We start from the raw sequence: 19,411 nt of genomic DNA, 5'->3' as shown, positions 1-19,411 counted from the left end.
GGAATCCCTATGCACAATCTTGCCAAGGGCGCCGCTACACTGGCGCTGGCCTTTTCCGCTGGCGCCAGCGCCCAGGATACCTACTGGGGTGGCACCATCGGCCTGATGGATATCGACATGCGCAATGCCGACAGCCCCGTAAACCTGGGGCTGCGCGGTGGTTTGACCCTGCCTTCCGGCTGGGGCTTCGAGGCCGAGTACACCAACTCCCTGATCAGCGGCGAGGCCGACGCGTTCAGTGGCGATGCGGATGTGGATATCCAGACCCTGGCCGGCTACGGTACCTACCGCAGCTACGGCAACATCTATTTCAAGGGCCGCCTGGGGCTGCTGTACGAAGATGTGGATGTCGGCGGTTTCAGCGAAGACGATACCGGTGTCTCCCTAGGCGGTGGCGTGGGCTTCGATTTTGGCCCTAACACCAATGTGGAACTGGAATACACCATGATCGAGGAAGACGTGGGCTTTTGGTCCGGCACCATGACGTTGAACTTCTGATCCCCTTCCTGAGCGCGGCCGTCCGGCCGCGCCTGCCATCCGGCCAGAAAATGTACTGCGGCGTCATTATTCGCCGATCCGCTATCCGTCCTGTCTTGGCGCGTATATAATCCCCCGCCGTTTGATTGCACAAAAAATCTTTAAAAGGGGGATCTATGCGTTTTCCGGTCAAATCTCTGGCAGCGATGGTGCTGCTCTGGTCCGGGGTTGCTCACGCTGAAGGCGGCTACTTCGGCGGTGTCGCGGGCGTGATGAGCACCGATATCGAAGGCGACAGCCCGTTCAATGGCGGCTTCCGCATCGGTTATAGCGGGGCCTCGGGTTGGGGGATCGAGGGCGAGTTTACCGGTTCCATCGTCGATGGCGAGGTGGACACCTATTGGTATGGTGAACAGGATTACTCGATTTCCACCGCAGCGCTTTATGGTACTTATCGCAGCCACGGCGACCTGTACTTCAAGGGGCGGCTGGGCTACCTGAATGAAAAAGTGGATTTCGATGGTTTTGGAAGCGCCAGCGACAGCGGCGCTTCCGCGGGCCTGGGCTTCGGCTTCAAAGTCTCCGAGAACGCCACCATGGAAGCGGAATACACCTTGGTGGAAGAGGATGTGAACTTCTGGTCCGGCTCGGTCGTTTTCCGTTTCTGAGTCGATTCCACCGTTTGACAGCGCGGCCCCGGCCGCGTTTTAGCGTTCGCGCAGTGCCCCTCTCCTTGGTGTACAATGCGCGCCTTTCTATTCTTTCACCTTGTCAGTCATTCAGCCCGCTTTACCGAGGGAACCCCATGTTTGATCAATCAGTCACGCTCTCCTCTTTCGATTCGGATGTCTGGAACGCCATTCAGGAAGAGGATCGCCGTCAGGAAGAACATATCGAGCTGATCGCTTCCGAGAACTACACCAGCCCGCTGGTGATGGAGGCGCAGGGCACCAGCCTGACCAACAAGTACGCGGAAGGCTACCCGGGCAAGCGCTACTACGGCGGTTGTGAATATGTGGACAAGGTGGAAGTGCTGGCCATCGAGCGGGCCAAGGAGCTGTTCGGCGCCGACTACGCCAATGTGCAGCCGCACTCCGGCTCCCAGGCCAACGCCGCCGTCTACCAGGCGCTGTGCGCCCCGGGCGACACCGTGCTGGGCATGAGCCTGGCCCACGGCGGCCACCTGACCCACGGCGCGCGGGTCAACTTCTCCGGCAAGATCTACAGCGCCGTGCAGTACGGCCTGAACCCGGAAACCGGCGAGGTGGACTACGAGGAAGTCGAGCGCCTGGCCGAGGAGCACAAGCCGAAGATGATCGTGGCCGGCTTTTCCGCCTACTCGCGCGTGATGGACTGGGCGCGTTTTCGTGAGATCGCCGACAAGGTGGGCGCCTACCTGATGGTGGACATGGCCCATGTGGCGGGCCTGGTGGCCGCCGGCGAATACCCCTCGCCGATCGAGCACGCCGACGTGGTGACTTCCACCACCCACAAGACCCTGCGCGGCCCGCGCGGCGGCATCATCCTGGCGAAGGCCAACGAGGAGATCGAGAAGAAGCTCAACAGTGCGGTATTCCCCGGCGGCCAGGGCGGCCCGCTGATGCACGTGATCGCGGCCAAGGCGGTGTCCTTCAAGGAGGCCATGGGCCCCGAGTACAAGGCCTACCAGAAGAAGGTGGTGGAAAACGCCCGCGCCATGGCCGAGACTTTCCTCGACCGCGGTATCAATATCGTCTCCGGCGGTACCGACGACCACCTGATGCTGGTGGACCTGATCGGCAAGGAGTACACCGGCAAGGACGCGGACGAGGCCCTGGGCCGCGCCAATATCACCGTTAACAAGAACGCCGTGCCCAACGACCCGCGCTCGCCGTTCATCACCAGCGGCCTGCGCGTCGGCACCCCGGCCATTACTACCCGCGGCTTCGGTGTCGAGGAGACCCGGCAGCTGACCCACTGGATCTGCGATGTGCTGGACGCGCTGGAGAAGGGCGACGCCGAGGCGACCATCGAAGACGTGAAGGGAAAAGTGCTGGAAATCTGCGCGAAATTCCCGGTATATCAGTGACTAGTGGCGGGAAAGCCTCCGGGCCCGCCACGAACCACCCAACACTAAATCACCACAAAAACCCCGGTTCTTCCGGGGTTTTTTTGTTCCTACCGTCGTTTTTGTGAAACATTTTGCTCCAGGTTCGTGAGTCTCCTTCCCGATTCTGCTTTAATAAGCGCCCTCCAAAAACTGAATAATGGTTCGGCTTTGACCGGGCCGGGCAGCTCAGGGTGGTGCTGCTCTCTCCGCGCCAGCGCGGAAACCTGTCTGAGTCCAAGCGGTTACCGGGCTCACCGCTGCCTCCAGTGGCCGGATTGCCGCTGCGGGGTTGTGCCAGTCAATCCGCAGCGCGACTGCGACAGAAAGGAGAGCGCGATGCGCACCATCGGGAATACTCTGGGCGCTCTGCTGCTGGTAGCCGGCCTCGTGCAGGGCGCCGCGGCCGAGGAGCTGTATTTCGCCAACTGGTCCGACTATATCGGCGAGGACACCATCGCCGATTTCGAGGCGCAGACGGGCATCGAAGTGCACTACTTCGAGTTCGACGATATCGAGGAGCTCGAGCGGGTATGGATCGAGGAGGGGCGGAAGTTCGACCTGGTCGTGCCCAGCTCCGAGAACCTCCCCGGCTACATCCGCGCCGGGCTGTTGAGCAAGCTGGATCGCGAGCGCCTGCCGGGCTGGTCGCGCAACGATCCGCAGTTCATGCAGCGGTTGCAGAGCTCCGACCCGGACAACGAATACGCCTTCCCCTATCTCTGGGGCACCGTCGGGATCGGCTACAACGTGCAGGCGGTGCGCGAGGCCTTCGGCGGCAGCCTGCCGGAGGACAAGGACAGCTGGAATCTGCTGTTCGATCCCGACAACCTGGCCAAGCTGGATCACTGCGGCGTGACCCTGATGCGCTCGCCGGAGGAGATCTTCGATGTGGGGCTCAAATACCTGGGCAAGGAACCCGACAGCATGAGCATGGCCCACCAGTTGATGGTGGCCAACCTGCTGGCCAAGGTGCGCCTGCACGTGACCGACTTCGACTCCGGCGAGTACGCGGAAAACCTGGCCAGCGGCCGGCACTGCATGGTGCACGGTTGGAGCGGGGACGTGCTGCAGGCCCAGCAGATGGCGCGCGAGGCCGGCAAACCGTTTGATGTGCGCTATATCATGCCCCGGGAGGGCTTCCCGCTGTGGATCGATGTGCTGGCCATGCCGGCCAATGCGCCCAACAGGGATGCCGCCTACAAGCTCATGAACTACCTGCTCAAGCCCTCGGTGATTGCCGCCATCACCAACCAAGTGCAGTTCGCCAACGCCAACCTGGAGGCGCGCGAGTTTGTGGATCCGGAGTTGCTGGCCAACCCCATCGTCTACCCGGATCCGGCCGAGCTGGACAATGTCTGGATTCCCGAATCCACCGAGAGCGGTGTGCTGGCTCTGCGCCACAAGCTCTGGAACCGCATTGTCGAGCGCAAGGCCCTGTAGTGGGCGATTGGTCGGTGGTGCGGCACCATCCATCCACTGACCGCCGACAACCATCTACCAACCCAACCACTCACTGGCCACCGGCCACTGTGATAAACTGCGCCCAATTTTTCCACAGGGCCTCAAGATGCACTGTCCTTTCTGCAGCGCGGAAGAAACCAAAGTCGTCGATTCCCGCCTGGTGGCCGAGGGCGACCAGGTGCGCCGCCGGCGCGAGTGTCTCGAGTGCCACGAGCGCTTCACCACTTTCGAAACCGCCGAACTGCTGTTGCCGCGGGTGATCAAGCAGAACGGCCAGCGCGAACCCTTCAACGAGGAAAAGCTGCGCGCGGGTATTCAGCGCGCGGTGGAGAAACGCCCGGTCAGCACCGAGCGGGTGGAGACGGCGGTGGCGCAGATCAAGCACGCCCTGCAGGCCTCCGGCGAGCGCGAGCTGCCGGCGATGCGTATCGGCGAACTGGTCATGGAGCAATTGCGTGAGCTGGACCAGGTGGCCTATGTGCGCTTTGCCTCGGTCTACCGCCGCTTCGAGGACCTGAGCGAGTTCAGCGAGGAAATCGAGCGCCTGACCAGCAAGACCGGGGAGCGAAGAGCGGAGAAGTGATGAGTTCCAGTCCCGACAGCAGCCCCCGGGCGCTGATGGCCCGCGCCGTTGCGCTGGCGGAACGCGGCCTCTATACCACCATGCCCAACCCCCGTGTCGGCTGTGTGATCGCCGACGCCGGCGGCGCCGTCGTCGGCGAGGGCTGGCACCGCCGCGCCGGGCAGCCCCACGCCGAGATCGAGGCGCTGAACGATGCCGGTGAGCGCGCCCGCGGCGCCACCGCCTACGTGACCCTGGAGCCCTGCAGCCACACCGGCAGGACTGGCCCCTGCGCTACGGCGCTGGTGGAGGCCGGCGTGGCGAGGGTGGTCTACGGTATGCAGGATCCGAATCCGTCCGTCGCCGGCGCCGGCCTGCAGAAGCTGCGCGATGCCGGTATCGAGGTGGAGGGCCCGCTGCTGGAGGAACAGTGCCGCGCCCTGAACCCGGGCTTTATCAAACGCATGACCCTGGGGCTGCCGCTGGTGCGCAGCAAATCGGCCATGAGCCTGGATGGCCGCACCGGTATGGCCAGCGGGGAGTCAAAGTGGGTCACCGGCCCCGCCGCCCGCGCCGATGTGCAGCGGCTGCGCGCGCGCAGTTGCGCCATTGTCACCGGCGTGGACACGGTGCGCTTCGACAATCCCAACATGAATGTGCGCGCCGGCGACATGGCGCTGGAAGCGGCGGTTGCCGAGGCCGCCGCCGTCATACAGCCGCTGCGGGTGATCGTCGACAGCGGGCTGCGCACCCCGGCGAAAGCCTTTATTCTGCAGGGCGACGCCCCCACATTGGTGGTCACCACCGAGCGGGCGGAGCCGGCGCGACGCGAGCGGCTGGAAGAGACCGGCGCCGAGGTACTGGTACTGCCGGCGGGCGGCGACGGCCGCGTGGACCTGCTGGCGCTGCTGAAAGAACTGGCGCAGCGCGAATGCAACGAGATACTGGTGGAAAGTGGCGCTACCCTGTCCGGCGAATTCCTGTACCGCGGCCACCTGGACGAACTGATCGTCTATATGGCGCCCAAGCTGCTGGGCTCCAGCGCCCGGCCGCTGTTCGAGCTGCCGATCGAGCGTATGGGGTCGGTGCTGCCGATCACCATTACCGAGATGCGCGCGGTCGGCCACGACTGGCGCATTACCGCCACCACGGACATTGAGCGCTAGAGGTGCCCGCTGATGTTTACCGGAATCATTGAAGCCGTCGGCGAAATCACCGAATTGAAGCCCCAGGGCGGCGACCTGCGTGTGCGGGTCAAAAGCGGCAAGCTGGATCTGTCCGACGTGCAGTTGGGCGACAGCATCGCCACCAACGGCGTCTGCCTGACGGTGGTGGACCTGCCCGGCGACGGCTACTGGGCCGATGTCTCCGCCGAAACCCTGGACGTGACCAGCGTGAAAAGCTGGAAGACCGGCGACCGTGTCAACCTGGAAAAGGCGCTGACGCCCCGGACCCGCCTCGGTGGCCATATCGTCAGCGGCCATGTGGACGGCATCGGCGAAGTCGTCTGGCGCAGGAAAGAGGCCCGCGCCGAGCGCTTCCGCCTGCGCGCGCCGGATCACCTGGCAAAATACATCGCCCACAAGGGCTCGATCACCGTCGACGGCACCAGCCTCACGGTCAACGCCGTGGACGGCGCCGAGTTCGAACTGACCATCGTGCCGCACACGCTGCGGGAAACCGTGATGGGCGACTACAACGCCGGTACCCGGGTCAACCTGGAGGTGGACCTGATCGCCCGCTACCTGGAGCGGCTGCTGCTGGGCGACAAAGCTGCCGAGCCGGACAGCGATGGCCTGACGGTGGAGTTTCTGGCGAGGCACGGATTTAGCTGACGACGCATGGGGGAGGGGTCTCGATCGGCCGCCCTCTCCCCCGGATCAAGTCCGGGGCAGGCTCTAACCCTCTCCCGGAGGGAGAGGGGACTGTACGGTGCCCGAAGCGGCTCCGGTGCTTTCTACCTGGCTCCCCTCTCCCCCCGGGAGAGGGGCCGGGGGAGAGGGCGCCGCGCCGCGAAGGCCTTTACAAGGCCCCATTTCGACATTAGAGAGATTTATGGAACTCAACACGGTAGAAGAACTGATCGACGATATCCGCCAGGGCAAGATGGTGATCCTGATGGATGACGAAGACCGCGAGAACGAGGGCGACCTGGTGATGGCCGCGGAGCAGATTCGCGCCGAGGACATCAATTTCATGGCCACCCACGCCCGCGGCCTGATCTGCATGCCGATGAGCCGCGAGCGCTGCCAGCAGCTGGACCTGCCGCTGATGTCCCAGGATAACGGCGCCCAGTTCAGCACCAACTTCACCGTCTCCATCGAGGCCGCCGAGGGCGTCACCACCGGCATCTCTGCCGCCGACCGCGCCCGCACCGTGCGCGCCGCCGTGGCCCGCAACGCCAGACCCAGCGATATCGTGCAGCCCGGCCATATCTTCCCGATCATGGCCCAGCCCGGTGGCGTCCTCAGCCGCGCCGGCCACACCGAGGCCAGCACGGACCTGTCGCGCCTGGCGGGTTTCGAACAGGCCGCGGTGATCGTCGAGATCATGAACGAAGACGGCACCATGGCGCGCCGCCCGGATCTGGAAACCTTCGCCCAAGAGCACAACTTGAAGATCGGCACCATCGCCGATCTGATCAACTACCGCGCGCTCAACGAGAAGACCGTCGAGTGCACCAACGAGCGCCAGGTGCACACCGAGTTCGGCGAGTTCACATTGCGCACTTACCTCGACAAGGCCCGCCGCGAGCGCCACTTCGCTTTTGTGCTGGGCAACCCGACACCGGAAGAACCGACCCTGGTTCGCGTACACGTGGGCAATACCCTGCGCGATGTACTCACCATCCGCCGCGGCGACGAAAAGTTCACCCCCTGGACCTTCCGCCGCGCCATGGAGCGCGTGGCCCGGGAGGGCAAGGGCGTGGTGGTGCTGATCTGCCACAACGAGACCACCGAGGAAATCGAGGAGAGCATCGACTGGCTGATCAGCGGCAAGCAGCAGCGCCCCAGCTCCGACCTGGTCTACAAGCAGGTGGGCACCGGCTCGCAGATACTGCGCGACCTGAAAGTACGCAAAATGCGCCTGATGAGCGCGCCGTTCAAGTTCAGCGCCATCTCCGGTTTCGACCTGGAAGTGGAAGACTACCTGAACGCCGACGACGAATAATCAAGGAACAATCATGAGCAATATCCAGATAATCGAAGGCGATTTCATCGACAACAAAGGCAAGTTCGCGCTGCTGGTCAGCCGCTGGAACAGCTTTGTGGTGGAGAGCCTGAAAAACGGCGCGCTGGACACGCTGCGCCGCAAGGGCATCAAGGACGAAGACATCACCATCTACTATGCCCCGGGCGCATTCGAGTTTCCGCTTGCGGCCCAGAAGCTGGCCGAGAGCAAAAAGTTCGATGCCATCATCGCCCTGGGCGCCGTGATCCGCGGCGGCACGCCGCACTTCGACTACGTCGCCGGCGAGTGCACCAAGGGCCTGGCCCAGGTATCCCTGAACAGCGGCGTGCCGGTGACCTTCGGCGTACTGACTGTGGACTCCATCGAGCAGGCCATCGAACGCTCCGGCACCAAGGCCGGCAACAAGGGCTGCGAAGCCGCGGAAACCGCCCTGGAAATGGTTTCCCTGCTGGGCAAGATTTGAGACTCGGGCGAGGCCGCCCGCGAAAGTCGAAAATATAGCTCCCTTCTCCCCCCGGGAGAGGGGCCGGGGGAGAGGGCGCCGAACGCGGCACCGCCCCGGGGGAAAACCCAAATTGATCGGAACCACAGAATGACCGTAACCGCATCCGCGCGCCGCAAGGCGCGCCACTACGCCATGCAGGCGCTCTACCAGTGGCAGATTGCCGGCGCCAGCCTCAATACGATCGAGGCCGAGTTCCACGCCGACAACGATATGAGCAAGACGGACGTAGAGTACTTCCGCGATCTCTTCCACGGCGTGGCAAAGAACCTCGACGAGGTGGAAGCCGCCTATATCCCGCACCTGGACCGCGGCGTGGAGGAACTGGACCCGGTTTCCCGCGCGCTGTTGCGCATGGCCAGCTACGAGCTGAAAAGCCGCATCGACGTGCCCTACAAGGTGGTCATCAACGAATCCGTGGCGCTGGCGAAAAAGTTCGGTCCCACCGACGCCTACAAGTTCATCAACGGCATCCTGGACAAGACCGCCGCAGACCTGCGCGCCGCCGAAGTGGCCGCGGACAGACAGCAGTAACCGCTCCATGCCCGGCCCTGGCGAGTTTCAGATTATCCGCGACTATTTCAGCGGCGCCCCGCAGGGCGAGGGCGTGGCGCTGGGGATCGGTGACGACTGTGCCCTGCTGCAGCCGCCGCCGGGGTTGCTGGCCACCAGCGTGGACACCCTGGTGGCCGACCGGCATTTCCCGGCGGATGCCAATCCGGGGCTGATCGCCTCCCGCGCCCTGCGGGTCAACCTGAGCGACCTGGCGGCGATGAACGCCCGCCCGCTGTGGTTCACCCTCGCCCTGACCCTGCCGGACAGCAATCCCGACTGGCTGCGAAGGTTTGCCGACGGCCTGCTGCAGACAGCGGAGGCGTTCGGTATTTCACTGGTCGGCGGGGATACCACCCGCGGTCCGTTGTCGATCACGGTTGAAGTCATCGGCAGCACGCACAAACCGCTGCGCCGCGACGGCGCTGGTGTCGGCCACGGAATCCATGTCAGCGGCCCCCTGGGGGCCGCCGCGGCGGCGCTGCCGGTGGTGCTGAACGAACGCGAGGTGACAGAATCCGAGCGCCGTGCGGCGGAAGAGGCCTACTACCGACCGCAGCCACAGTTGTCGATGGCCGCTGCACTGGGCGATATCGCCAGCGCCGCGGTGGATATCTCCGACGGCCTGCTGGCGGACCTGGGGCATATCTGCAAAGCCAGCGGCCTGACTGCCGAAGTGCAGATGGAAAAGTTGCCGGTAGCGGCGCTGGCACAGACACTTGCCGGGGAGCGCGCACTGCAGCTGGCCGCCACCGGCGGCGACGACTACCAGCTCTGTTTTACCCTGCCGCCGGAGCACGCCGAGGCGGCAGAGAAACTGGGGGCCGTGTGTATCGGCACCCTGACCGAGGGGCAGGGCGAGGTTCGGCCCCGTCTGAAGGGCGAACCCTGGGTTCACCCGTCCGCAGGCTTCCAACACTTTTGACCGAACAATGAACCAACCGACCGCATCGCAGCTGCTGCGCAGCCCCACCATGCTACTGGCCTTCGGCTTCGGCTCTGGCCTGTCGCCCAAAGCGCCGGGCACCTTTGGCACCCTGGCCGCGATACCCTTCTGGTGGCTGATGCAGGGGCTGACGCCCGCCGTCTACCTGGGAATCGTGATCGTGGCGGCGCTGGTGGGCTGCTATCTGTGCGGCGCCGCATCAAAAAAGCTGGGTGTGCACGATCACGGCGGTATCGTCTGGGACGAGATGGTGGGCTACTGGCTCACCATGTTCATGGCCCCGGCCGGCTGGGGCTGGGCCCTGTACGGTTTTGTGCTCTTCCGCCTGTTCGATATCGCCAAGCCGCAGCCGATCGGCTGGGTGGACCGCCGCCTGCACGGTGGTGTTGGAATTATGCTCGACGATATAATGGCGGCTGGTTACGCGGCGCTGCTACTGCAGCTGACCGCATTCTGGATGGGTTGATCGGTGGGGAAGGGAATTCCAATGCGTAATTTTTTGCTCTCACTGCTGTGCCTGCTGCCACTGGCGGCCGCGGCCCAGCAGGTACAGTTGAAGGGCCTCTTCGGCAGCAGCGCCATGCTGGAGATAGACGGCGAGCAGCGGCTGCTGAAAGCGGGGCAGTCGTCACCGGAGGGGGTGAAACTGCTGGAGGCGACCACCGATTACGCGCGCGTTGCGGTGGACGGGCGGCAACAGAAGCTGACCCTGGATGCACCGGTGGCGGCCAGCTATGCGCGCTCCAAGCGCCCCGAGGTGCGATTGGTGGCGGACAAGCAGGGCCATTTCAGTACCCGGGTGTGGGTCAATGGCCGCCGCGTACCGGTGATGGTGGATACCGGCGCGACCAGTGTTGCCTTCAATTACCCGACGGCCCGCAGTCTCGGGCTGGACCTGGACCGGGCACAGCCGATCCAGGTATCCACCGCCAGCGGTGTGGCCCGCGGCTATAAACTGAATCTGAACAGCGTCACCATCGGCGGTATCAAGGTGCACAATGTGGAAGCCACGGTACTGCCGGACGACTTTCCCGAAACCACTCTGCTTGGCAACAGCTTTCTCAGCCGGGTGGATATGGAACAGCAGCGCGGCATGCTGATTCTGCGCGCGCGGAATTGAACACAGAGGTATCAACTTGACCATTCGTTACGTGGAATCCTCCAAGCTGCCGACTCCCTGGGGCATGTTTGAAATGCACGGCTTCGAGGAAGTGGAGACCGGCAAGGAGCACCTGGTGCTGACCATGGGGGACGCGGGAACCGACGAGCCGCTACTGGCCCGCATCCACTCCGAGTGCCTGACCGGCGATGCGCTTTTCTCCCTGCGCTGTGACTGCGGCGCCCAGCTGCAGCACGCCCTGCACCGGATTGCCATCGAGGGGCGCGGTGCGGTTTTCTACCTGCGCCAGGAGGGCCGCGGTATCGGCCTGCTGAACAAGATCCGCGCCTATCACCTGCAGGACTGCGGCGCCGATACGGTGGAAGCCAACGAACAGCTCGGTTTCGGCGCCGATATGCGCGACTACTCCATCCTGCAGGCGATGCTGGACCACCTGAAGGTAAAATCCATCCGCCTGATGACCAACAACCCGAAAAAGGTGAAGGCGCTGGAAGACTTGGGCATCGAAGTCGCGGAGCGCCTGCCACACCAGACCGGCCGCAACCCGCATAACGTCAAATACCTCTCCACCAAGAAGGGCAAGCTCGGGCATCTGTTCGAAGACGATGAAGACCAGGAATAGCCGAAGCCGGCCATTCACCTGTAGGGGCGAACCTTGTGTTCGCCCTTTTTGATTTCGCCCCGGGGGTAGTCCTCGTTAGCAAGTTTGGTAGCGGCGCTGCTACCGATAGCGGTTTGCCAGACACGCGGTGAATACATCCCTGTACGCTCTAATCGACATCCCTGTCTCATAAGGTCTGACAAACCGCTATCGGTATCAGCGCCTTCGCATCGACATTCGAGTTCTATTTGGCTACCCAGATTGTTCAAAAAGAATACTGAGGCCGATGCGAAGGCCCTGCTGCCGGGAGCACCTTGTGGGACTGTCTGCGAGAGGGACCTCGCAGACAAGCCTCCAGGGATGGATTCACGGCGTGTCCCACAAGGTGCTCCCGGCAGCAGGGCCGCCACTGAGTTTGCTTACGATAACTGGTTCGAGGCCAGCAAAAAGGGCGAACACAAGGTTCGCCCCTACGGTCAGCCGCGGCTTAATCCCACAGCCACGGCAGCTTCCATCCACCGCGTCGCTTCTTCACAAAAACCACAGTACTGCGCCCGGGCAGGGTGAAGGTGCCGCTGTGGCGATCGAAGTCTGCTTGATGTAGACGCCAGTCGGCGGAAACCCACTGTCTCGGGTGCAACATCAGGTGGCTGCCGCGCAAACTGTCGTGACTGAACTCAACCGCGTCATCGTCGCCGTTGAACAGCACCAGAATACGCTCGTAGCGGGGGTCAATATCCCCTTCCGTATCCCGCAGTTGCATCGCAATCAGACCGGGCACCTGTTCCGGACCGGTGTTGAGGAAACTCAGGTGCTTTTCCACCGACTCTGCATCGGGCAGGCGGAACAGCGGCGAGCTGTTGCGGATCGCCAGTTGCTCGCGGAACAGGGCGATGGACCAGAGGCGGTGTTTGCGCTCCGGCGCCAGTTCCGGGGCGGCCAGCAGCGGTGCCATCAGCGGCCACTTGTCCTCGTTCTTGTCCGCAATCGGCAGGCCTTTGCCCCAGTTGCCGGTCCTGAAACTGAAATCCAGCGCATTGAACCAGTCGCCGGAATTGTAGCTGTCCCGATCCAGGGATTTGGAGCGCAGGAATTCCTGCCCGGCGTGAATAAACGGAATGCCCTGGGCGAACAGCACCAGCGAGTTGCTGAAGCTGTGCATGCGCATCCGCTCCGCCAGCGACGCATCGGCCGGTGCCTTGATCTGCACACTGTCGAACAGGGTCTCGTTGTCGTGGGCGGCGATATAGTTGATCGACTCCTGCGGGTCGGCGGTGTAGCCGGTGGGCTGGCCGTTGTAGACCAGTTCGGCACCGGTAATCATATTGCCGTTGGAGTCTTCCAGGGGATAGTCGGCCAAGTTGCCGGCCAGGGAGATGCGTACCTTGTCGGCCAGGGTCAGCAGTGTTGCGCGCTCGTCCCCGCCACCGAACTTTCCGTTGGAATCGGTAAACAGGCCGTTGCCAAAACCCTGCTCCTCGTAACCGTCGAACGGGTTGCCGCCGCGCACGCTGTCGCGGATGCGGTCGTTGAAGGTACCCACACCGGAGCCGGCCATATTCCACTGGCGCGCCTGCACGAAGCGGGCGTCGTCGGCCACTTCGCCGAAATTCCAGCCCTCGCCGTAGAGGTAGATGCTGTCACCTTCCACGCCGTCTTCCTCCGGCGTCAGTGTCTGCAGCCGGGCTTTGGCCTTGAGGATATTGTCCAGGCTGTGATGGCCCATCAGGTCGAAGCGGAAACCGTCCACCTTGTAGGCGCTGGCCCAGGTTTCCAGCGAGTCCAGCATCAGCTTTTCCATCATCGCGTGTTCGCTGGCGGTGTTGGCGCAGCAGCTGCTCATCTCCACGGCGCCCTCGCCGTTGCGGCGGTGGTAGTAGCCGGGCACGATTTTATCCAGCACGGAGTTGTCGTACTGGCCGAAGGAGCTGGTGTGGTTGTAGACCACATCCATGATCACACGCAGATTGGAGCGGGACAGCGCCTGCACCATCTGGCGGAATTCGCGGATGCGGGCGGTGCCGTCCGGTTCCGTGCTGTAGCTGCCTTCCGGCACGGTGAAGTGCAGCGGATCGTAGCCCCAGTTGAAGCCGTCCGTATCGCGCACCGCATTGACCGCCGCCTGCTGCTCGGTGCTGTCGGGCGCAAAGTCGGACAGATCCGGTGTCCGCTCCTGTTGCGAGCGGTCTTCATTGACGGTGGCAAAGTCGAAAGCCGGCAGCAGGTGCACATGGGTCAGGCCGGAACGGGACAGCCTTTTCAGGTGGCGCATACCGCGGCTGCGGCGATCGGCAAAGGCGGCGAAGGTGCCGCGCGCCGTTTCGTCGACGGTCCCGTCCTCGATGCTGAAATCCCGCACGTGCAGCTCGTAGACGGAAATGTCTTCCGGGCGCTCCAGCGGCGGTTTGCGCAACCGGTCCCAGCCGCGGGGTTTCAGGTCGCGGTCGTCGAGGTTGACGATCTGGCTCTTGCCACTGTTGATCGACAGGCTCAGGGAGTAGGGGTCGGTAACCAGGTTGGTTTCCTCCTCGCGGCTGAAGTAGGAATAGACTTCGACTTCGTACAGGTAGAATTTGCGATCCCAGTCGGTGCCCACGTCGGCGGACCAGACGCCGGTGTCCGCATCGCGGGTCATCGACACGACCCGATCCGCGGCCTCTGCGGACGCGTCACTGAACAGGTGCAATTTGACCGAGCGCGCGGTGGGCGCCCAGAGGTTGAAATGCACACCATTTTCGCCGACCCGGGCGCCCAGCTCGCCGTCGTAGTAGAAGCGGTCGTCGAGGGCGCCGGCCAGTTGTACACCGGTGGCATCGCGCACCTTGCCGTCTTCCCCGTAGACCGCCAGTGCCAGCTGTCTGGTAACCAGCTCGGTGAGCGACGGGCTGCCGGTGGGCAGCTGTAGCGCGGTGAAGTCGGACAGGTGCGGGAATTTCTGCCCGGCCTCGCCACCGAGCTGGTCGCCCAGATACTCAAGCGTTACCTCACCGTCGCCACTGACGCCGTCTGCCCCCAACTGCAGCTCGGCGTCGGCGCTGTAATGCAGCTTGACGGTATCGCCGGGATTGACGGCAATATTCCAGGCGAAAGTCTCGGCATCGACCCAGTGCGCCCTGTCTAGGCTGAGATCGCCGCGGGGAATGCCGTCGGCACTGACGCTGACCTGCTTGCTGATCGGATCGAAGGCGAAATAGATTTCGTCGTTATCCGCCGCCACGGTAAAGGGCAGATTGTCGCCGTCTTTGCCGTAGCTTTGGTCCCAGTTTTCGTTGAGGGCCACCTTGAACTCGTAACTACCGGCACTCAGGCCATCGGTGATGAAGGTGTAGATGCCGTCGCCATCGGCATCCTGCATCCAGCTGGCCAGGCAGTCCGGCTGCCAATTGCCGGGGCAGTCGAGCTGGCTCTGGAAGTTGCCGGCGGCGGTGGCGATGGTGGCGTTCACATCGTCGGCGATCCAGTGGCTCTCGTGGTCGTAAATGAATTTGACCTGGCGGCCGGTGGCCAGGTTGAGCGGGATATTGCCGCCGTTGCGTACGGCGTTCTGGCCGTAGTTTTCATTCCAGCTTCCATTCAAGGCCGCCTTGTACTCCCAGTCGCCGGCGGGAATGAAAAAGCGGCCGCGCCATTTGTCGTCTGCGGGGTCGTAGGTCAACATGCTGACGGCGCACTCCGGCTGCCAGTCGCCGGGGCAACCGATCTGGCTCTGAATGGAGCCTGGAATATTGACCGCCGCGGGGTCGGGGGTATCGGCGCCTTGCGCCGGTAAGTGGATGGCGGCGAACAGGCCGCTCAACAGAAACGGCGCGCGCAGGCGCGCAACTGCGGTTTTCATCGATCGCATCGAGGCGTCTCCCTGATTATTTTTATGCGGTTGAAAGTCGGGTAGAGACATCATCCCGCAACCATTGAAACGCAGTGGTTGGGGTGGGGCCTCCCACCCCGGGGGGAGTAGATGGCGCACGGGGGCCGGTTGCCGAGAAAGCGGGATGCCTGTCACAAAACTTTTATAAAAACGTCACGGCGTGGCAACCTGCCGGGGGCACTATGATTTCCGAGTAAAGCGCAGCGGGGATTTCCCCAACGGAACCTTCCCCGGCGGCTATACTCAAAAGCATCAGGTTACGGTGGGTCGAGAAAGGTGATGCACCCGCTGTGATCGGATATCGAAGGCCGGCTTAATGCCGGCTTTTCTTTTATGGGCCATTGTGCGGTGTTGGCACCGGTGCTAAATTACGGTCGATTATTCACCAGCGGAGGACAGCAGATGATTGTATCCAGCCTTCGCCGGGCCTCCTGGAGCCAGTAAACCACTCGGCTCGGACCTGCGCCCGGCACAGGATTCTTCCTGATTGTCGGGCTTCCCCACCAGAGGAAACCCCTGTGTATCGAGACATAGAGGGTTACTACCTTGAGTAGATCACTGATTTCCCGCCGCCCCCGCTTCGGGCGCGGCGCTTCTGTATCCGACGCAAAACCCGCCCCATCGGCGCTGCAGTGTCTGGGCTGGAAGCCGTTTTTCCAACAGCAGCTGACACTGGAAGAGTTGAGCGACAGCGAGCCGGTGCGCGTGATGGCGGTGCACCGCAGCCAGCTCGATGTCAGCGGCGAGTCGGGCGATGAGCCACTGCCGTTGGCGCTACTGCCCCGGGAGCTGGAGACCGAACAGCGCCCCACGGTCGGCGACTGGCTGTTGCTGGCGCGAGAGTCGCGCCGGCCGCAGCGCATGCTGGAGCGCAGCAGCCTCTTTCAGCGCATGGCGCCGGGCGCGTCGCGCTCGCAGCTGATCGCTGCCAATATCGATAGTGTGCTGATGGTGTCGTCGTGCAATGACGACTTCAATCTGTCACGTATCGAGCGCTATCTGGCGCTGGTGCGGGAGGCCGGTTGCCGGGCCTGCCTGGTGCTGACCAGGATGGACCAGTGCGATGATACGTCTGTCTACACAGACGCCCTGCGCGACCACGGGGATCTGCCGCTGGCGATGGTCAATGCGCTGGATGCGGACAGCGTCGCGCCGCTGCGCGACTGGTGTGCCGCCGGTGAGACGGTGGCGCTGCTGGGATCTTCCGGGGTGGGCAAATCGACGCTGCTGAATACCCTGTCCGATTCGGAGCGGGCAGCCACGGCCGGTATCCGCGAAGACGACAGCAAGGGCCGGCACACCACTCGCCACCGTGCACTCTACCCGCTGCCGGATGGCGGCCTGCTGTTGGACAGTCCGGGCATGCGCGAACTGGGGCTGGCGAATGTGGCCCAGGGCCTGGCGGCAACCTTCGACGACATTGGTCGTCTCGCAGAGGATTGCCGTTTCTCCGACTGCCGGCACGAAAGCGAACCGGGCTGTACCGTTCGGGCGGCGCTGGAGTCCGGCGAACTGGACGAACGGCGCCTGCGGAACTGGCGCAAGCTGAAGCGGGAAATGGCGCGCAACAATCGCACCCTGGCCGAGCAGCGCGCCGGGGATCGGGCGCTGGGGCAGTTCTACCGCGCAGTGCAGAGCCATGCGCGGTCGCGCAAACAGTGTGGGGACTGATCTGCCGTTACTAATGTGGGGGCGAACCTGGTGTTCGCCCTTTTTTTGTGGCACCGAAACCAAGTAGCGTAAGCAGGTTCAGGGGCGGCCCTGCTGCCGGGAACACCTTGTGGGACACGCCGTAAATCCATCCCTGGAGGCTTGTCCGCGAGGTCCCTCTCGCAGACAGTCCCACAAGGTGTTCCCGGCAGCAGGGCCTTTGCATCGGCTTTGGTGTTCTTTTCGAACAATCCAGATAGTCAAATAGAGCTCTAGTGTCGATGCGAAGGCGCTGCTACCGGTATGGGTTTGCCAGACCTTATGAGGCATGGATGCCGATTAGAGCGTACAGGGACGTATTTACAGCGTGTCTGGCAAACCCATACCGGTAGCAGCGCCGCCACCGAACTCTCTAACAACAAAAAGGTTAATGGAGCCACAATCAAAAAGGGCGAACACAAGGTTCGCCCCTACGGTGAAGGGGGGGGAGGGCTCAGCTACTGGGTGTCACTTCACCCGCCTGGGCCGGCTCGTTCGGCGCCGCGGCTGTCTCGCCGCCCCGATCTGCGATCCAGCCGTCCATCCGCGCCTCCAGTACATTCAGCGGCAGTGCACCGGCGCTTAACAGCTGGTCGTGGAAACTGCGGATATCGAAATCATCCGCCAGCGCTTCCTCCGCTTTCGCGCGCAGCTCCTTGATCTTCAACTGCCCCAGTTTGTAGGCCAGCGCCTGACCGGGCCAGACCAGGTAGCGGTCGATTTCCACGGTGATATCGTGGATCGGCTTGGCGCTGTTGCTGGCGAAGTACTCGATCGCTTGCTCGCGGCTCCAGCCCAGCTGGTGCATGCCGGTGTCTACCACCAGGCGCACGGCGCGCCACATGTCGTAGCTCAGGGCGCCGAACTTGCTGTAGGGATCCTTGTAGAGCCCCAGGTCGTGGCCGAGGCTCTCGGAGTAGAGGCCCCAGCCCTCCACGAAGGCGGTGTAGAACTTGGTGCGGCGCAGCGGGTGCAGGTCGTCCTGCTCCTGGGCCAGCGCTATCTGCAGGTGGTGGCCGGGCATGGCCTCGTGCACGGTCAGCGCTTCCATTTCCCATTTCGGGCGGCTGGGCAGGTTGTAGGTATTGGCAAAGAAGACGCCCGCACGGCCGGCCTCATTGGAGCCGGGCATGTAGTAGGCGGTAGTCTGGGACTTCTCCGCGTAGGCCGGGATCGGTTTTACGCCGTAGGGCAGGCGCGGCAGCTTGCCGAACAGCGCCGGCAGCTCGCCGTCGATGCGCTTGGCGATATCGCGGTAGTTTTTCAGCAGTTCCTCTTCATCCTGGTAGTAGAACTGCGGATCGGTGCGCAGGAATTCGGTGAATGCCTTGAAGTCGCCGTCGAAGCCGGTCCTGTCGATTACCTTGTCCATCTCGGCGCGGATGCGTTGCACCTCGGACAGGCCGATGCGGTGGATCTCTTCCGGGCTCAGGTCGGTGGTGGTGTTTTCGCGCACCTTGTGGGCATACCAGCGCAGGCCGTCGGGCCTGTTGGTAAAGGCGGTGTCCACGGCGGCGCCGGGAATGTAATCGCGCTCGACAAACTCCACCAGGCCGCGCCAGGCGGGCACCAGTTCCTTGTGATAGAGCGCGTCGGCCCGCTGCTGCAGGCGGCGCCGGGTGCCGGCGGAAATGCTGTCGGGCATCTCGTTGAAGGCTTTCAGCAGCGGGCTCCGCTTGGGCTCGTCGGGAATCAGCGCGCGGATTTGGCCCGGCAGGTCGCGCAGGGTGATCTGCGGCGGGGTGATTTTCCTCTCCAGGCCCAGCTCCATCAGCGCCCGTGTCTGTGCCACCAGTTCCGGCAGTTTTTCCAGGCGCTCGAGGATTTTGTCGTAATCGGACTCGCTGCGCTTGGCCATGCTGTTCAGCACGCCCGGAACATTGCGCTGGATACCGCTCATATGCGTGACCGGCAGCAGGAGGTCCGGGAACTGGAAGCCCTTCACCTCGGATAACAGGTCCTGGTACAGCAACTGGTAATCCAGCTGCCTGGCTTCCGGCAGTCTGTCGATGTCGAGGTGGCGGCTGGCTGCCAGCAGGCGGCGGGTCTGCTCGCGGCGGCGCTCGATGCCGTCCATGGAGGTGTCGGTCCAGCGGGTGTCGACACCCGGGTAACCCTCATAGGTGGCGCTCTCCGGGTGGCTCTCCATCAGCCAGCGGTAGCGCAGATCCTGCAGCGCGGCCAGGCGCGCCGGTGGGTCGTTTTTCGGCAGGTCATCGAGTGCCTGGTCGAAGGCACTTTTCTCCATTGCCGCGACACTGGCGGTGAGTGCCATCCCCGCGGTGGCGATCAGGAGTTTGCGAAATACGGACATGGTCCCCCCTCGGGAAATCGTTCAACTCCACGCGGCGGTTT

At 63.4% G+C, this 19,411-nt stretch carries 17 protein-coding genes; 15 read left to right on the top strand and 2 right to left on the bottom strand.

Annotated elements, in window-relative coordinates; translation table 11 throughout:
* Positions 1-9 precede the first annotated feature (9 nt).
* From OQE62_RS13845 to ribA, 14 genes are all read left to right on the top strand, one after another.
* A complete protein-coding gene (locus OQE62_RS13845; protein ID WP_265722636.1) occupies positions 10-498 on the top strand; it encodes an outer membrane beta-barrel protein in 489 nt (162 codons plus the stop codon).
* A 155-nt stretch (positions 499-653) separates the two neighbouring features.
* On the top strand, positions 654-1,145 hold the full coding sequence (locus OQE62_RS13840; protein ID WP_265722635.1) for an outer membrane beta-barrel protein: 492 nt from the start codon (positions 654-656) through the stop codon (positions 1,143-1,145).
* A 137-nt stretch (positions 1,146-1,282) separates the two neighbouring features.
* Positions 1,283-2,545: a serine hydroxymethyltransferase gene (gene glyA / locus OQE62_RS13835; protein ID WP_265722634.1), complete on the top strand. Its 1,263-nt coding sequence runs from the start codon at positions 1,283-1,285 to the stop codon at positions 2,543-2,545.
* A 357-nt stretch (positions 2,546-2,902) separates the two neighbouring features.
* The gene (locus OQE62_RS13830) at positions 2,903-4,006 is read left to right on the top strand and encodes an extracellular solute-binding protein (RefSeq protein ID WP_265722633.1); all 1,104 of its coding nucleotides are present in this window, start codon (positions 2,903-2,905) and stop codon (positions 4,004-4,006) included.
* A 127-nt stretch (positions 4,007-4,133) separates the two neighbouring features.
* Positions 4,134-4,610: a transcriptional regulator NrdR gene (nrdR, locus tag OQE62_RS13825; protein WP_265722632.1), complete on the top strand. Its 477-nt coding sequence runs from the start codon at positions 4,134-4,136 to the stop codon at positions 4,608-4,610.
* Positions 4,610-5,755, top strand: a complete 1,146-nt coding sequence (gene ribD, locus OQE62_RS13820; RefSeq protein ID WP_265722631.1) for a bifunctional diaminohydroxyphosphoribosylaminopyrimidine deaminase/5-amino-6-(5-phosphoribosylamino)uracil reductase RibD — start codon at positions 4,610-4,612, stop codon at positions 5,753-5,755. The genes nrdR and ribD overlap by 1 nt, the downstream gene beginning before the upstream one ends.
* Before the next feature lie 12 nt (positions 5,756-5,767).
* Positions 5,768-6,424, top strand: a complete 657-nt coding sequence (locus OQE62_RS13815; protein WP_265722630.1) for a riboflavin synthase — start codon at positions 5,768-5,770, stop codon at positions 6,422-6,424.
* A gap of 220 nt (positions 6,425-6,644) precedes the next feature.
* Complete coding sequence (ribBA, locus tag OQE62_RS13810) at positions 6,645-7,760, top strand: bifunctional 3,4-dihydroxy-2-butanone-4-phosphate synthase/GTP cyclohydrolase II (protein WP_265722629.1); 1,116 nt, start codon at positions 6,645-6,647, stop codon at positions 7,758-7,760.
* Between the two features lie 13 nt (positions 7,761-7,773).
* Positions 7,774-8,244: a 6,7-dimethyl-8-ribityllumazine synthase gene (gene ribH, locus OQE62_RS13805; RefSeq protein WP_265722628.1), complete on the top strand. Its 471-nt coding sequence runs from the start codon at positions 7,774-7,776 to the stop codon at positions 8,242-8,244.
* A gap of 129 nt (positions 8,245-8,373) precedes the next feature.
* On the top strand, positions 8,374-8,817 hold the full coding sequence (gene nusB, locus OQE62_RS13800) for a transcription antitermination factor NusB (protein WP_265722627.1): 444 nt from the start codon (positions 8,374-8,376) through the stop codon (positions 8,815-8,817).
* 7 nt (positions 8,818-8,824) lie between these two features.
* A complete protein-coding gene (gene thiL, locus OQE62_RS13795; RefSeq protein WP_265722626.1) occupies positions 8,825-9,760 on the top strand; it encodes a thiamine-phosphate kinase in 936 nt (311 codons plus the stop codon).
* A gap of 7 nt (positions 9,761-9,767) precedes the next feature.
* Positions 9,768-10,247, top strand: a complete 480-nt coding sequence (locus OQE62_RS13790) for a phosphatidylglycerophosphatase A family protein (protein WP_265722625.1) — start codon at positions 9,768-9,770, stop codon at positions 10,245-10,247.
* Between the two features lie 21 nt (positions 10,248-10,268).
* Complete coding sequence (locus tag OQE62_RS13785) at positions 10,269-10,901, top strand: retropepsin-like aspartic protease family protein (RefSeq protein ID WP_265722624.1); 633 nt, start codon at positions 10,269-10,271, stop codon at positions 10,899-10,901.
* Positions 10,902-10,917: 16 nt separating this feature from the next.
* Entirely contained in the window at positions 10,918-11,523 is a 606-nt protein-coding gene (gene ribA, locus OQE62_RS13780; protein WP_265722623.1) for a GTP cyclohydrolase II, read from the top strand.
* Positions 11,524-11,989: 466 nt separating this feature from the next.
* Here ribA and pulA read toward each other — a convergent pair whose 3' ends face one another.
* On the bottom strand, positions 11,990-15,346 hold the full coding sequence (gene pulA, locus OQE62_RS13775) for a pullulanase-type alpha-1,6-glucosidase (RefSeq protein ID WP_265722622.1): 3,357 nt from the start codon (positions 15,344-15,346) through the stop codon (positions 11,990-11,992).
* A gap of 567 nt (positions 15,347-15,913) precedes the next feature.
* Here pulA and rsgA point away from each other — a divergent pair.
* On the top strand, positions 15,914-17,038 hold the full coding sequence (gene rsgA / locus OQE62_RS13770; protein ID WP_265722621.1) for a ribosome small subunit-dependent GTPase A: 1,125 nt from the start codon (positions 15,914-15,916) through the stop codon (positions 17,036-17,038).
* 472 nt (positions 17,039-17,510) lie between these two features.
* Here the strand turns inward: rsgA and OQE62_RS13765 are convergent, their stop codons facing one another.
* On the bottom strand, positions 17,511-19,370 hold the full coding sequence (locus OQE62_RS13765; RefSeq protein ID WP_265722620.1) for a DUF885 domain-containing protein: 1,860 nt from the start codon (positions 19,368-19,370) through the stop codon (positions 17,511-17,513).
* Positions 19,371-19,411: the final 41 nt, after the last annotated feature.

It is taken from the genome of Microbulbifer halophilus, from assembly GCF_026183675.1.
In the GTDB taxonomy this organism is placed as follows: Bacteria; Pseudomonadota; Gammaproteobacteria; order Pseudomonadales; family Cellvibrionaceae; genus Microbulbifer; species Microbulbifer halophilus.
Note: the sequence above shows the minus strand (reverse complement) of the source record. Positions and strands in the feature narration are given on the sequence as shown.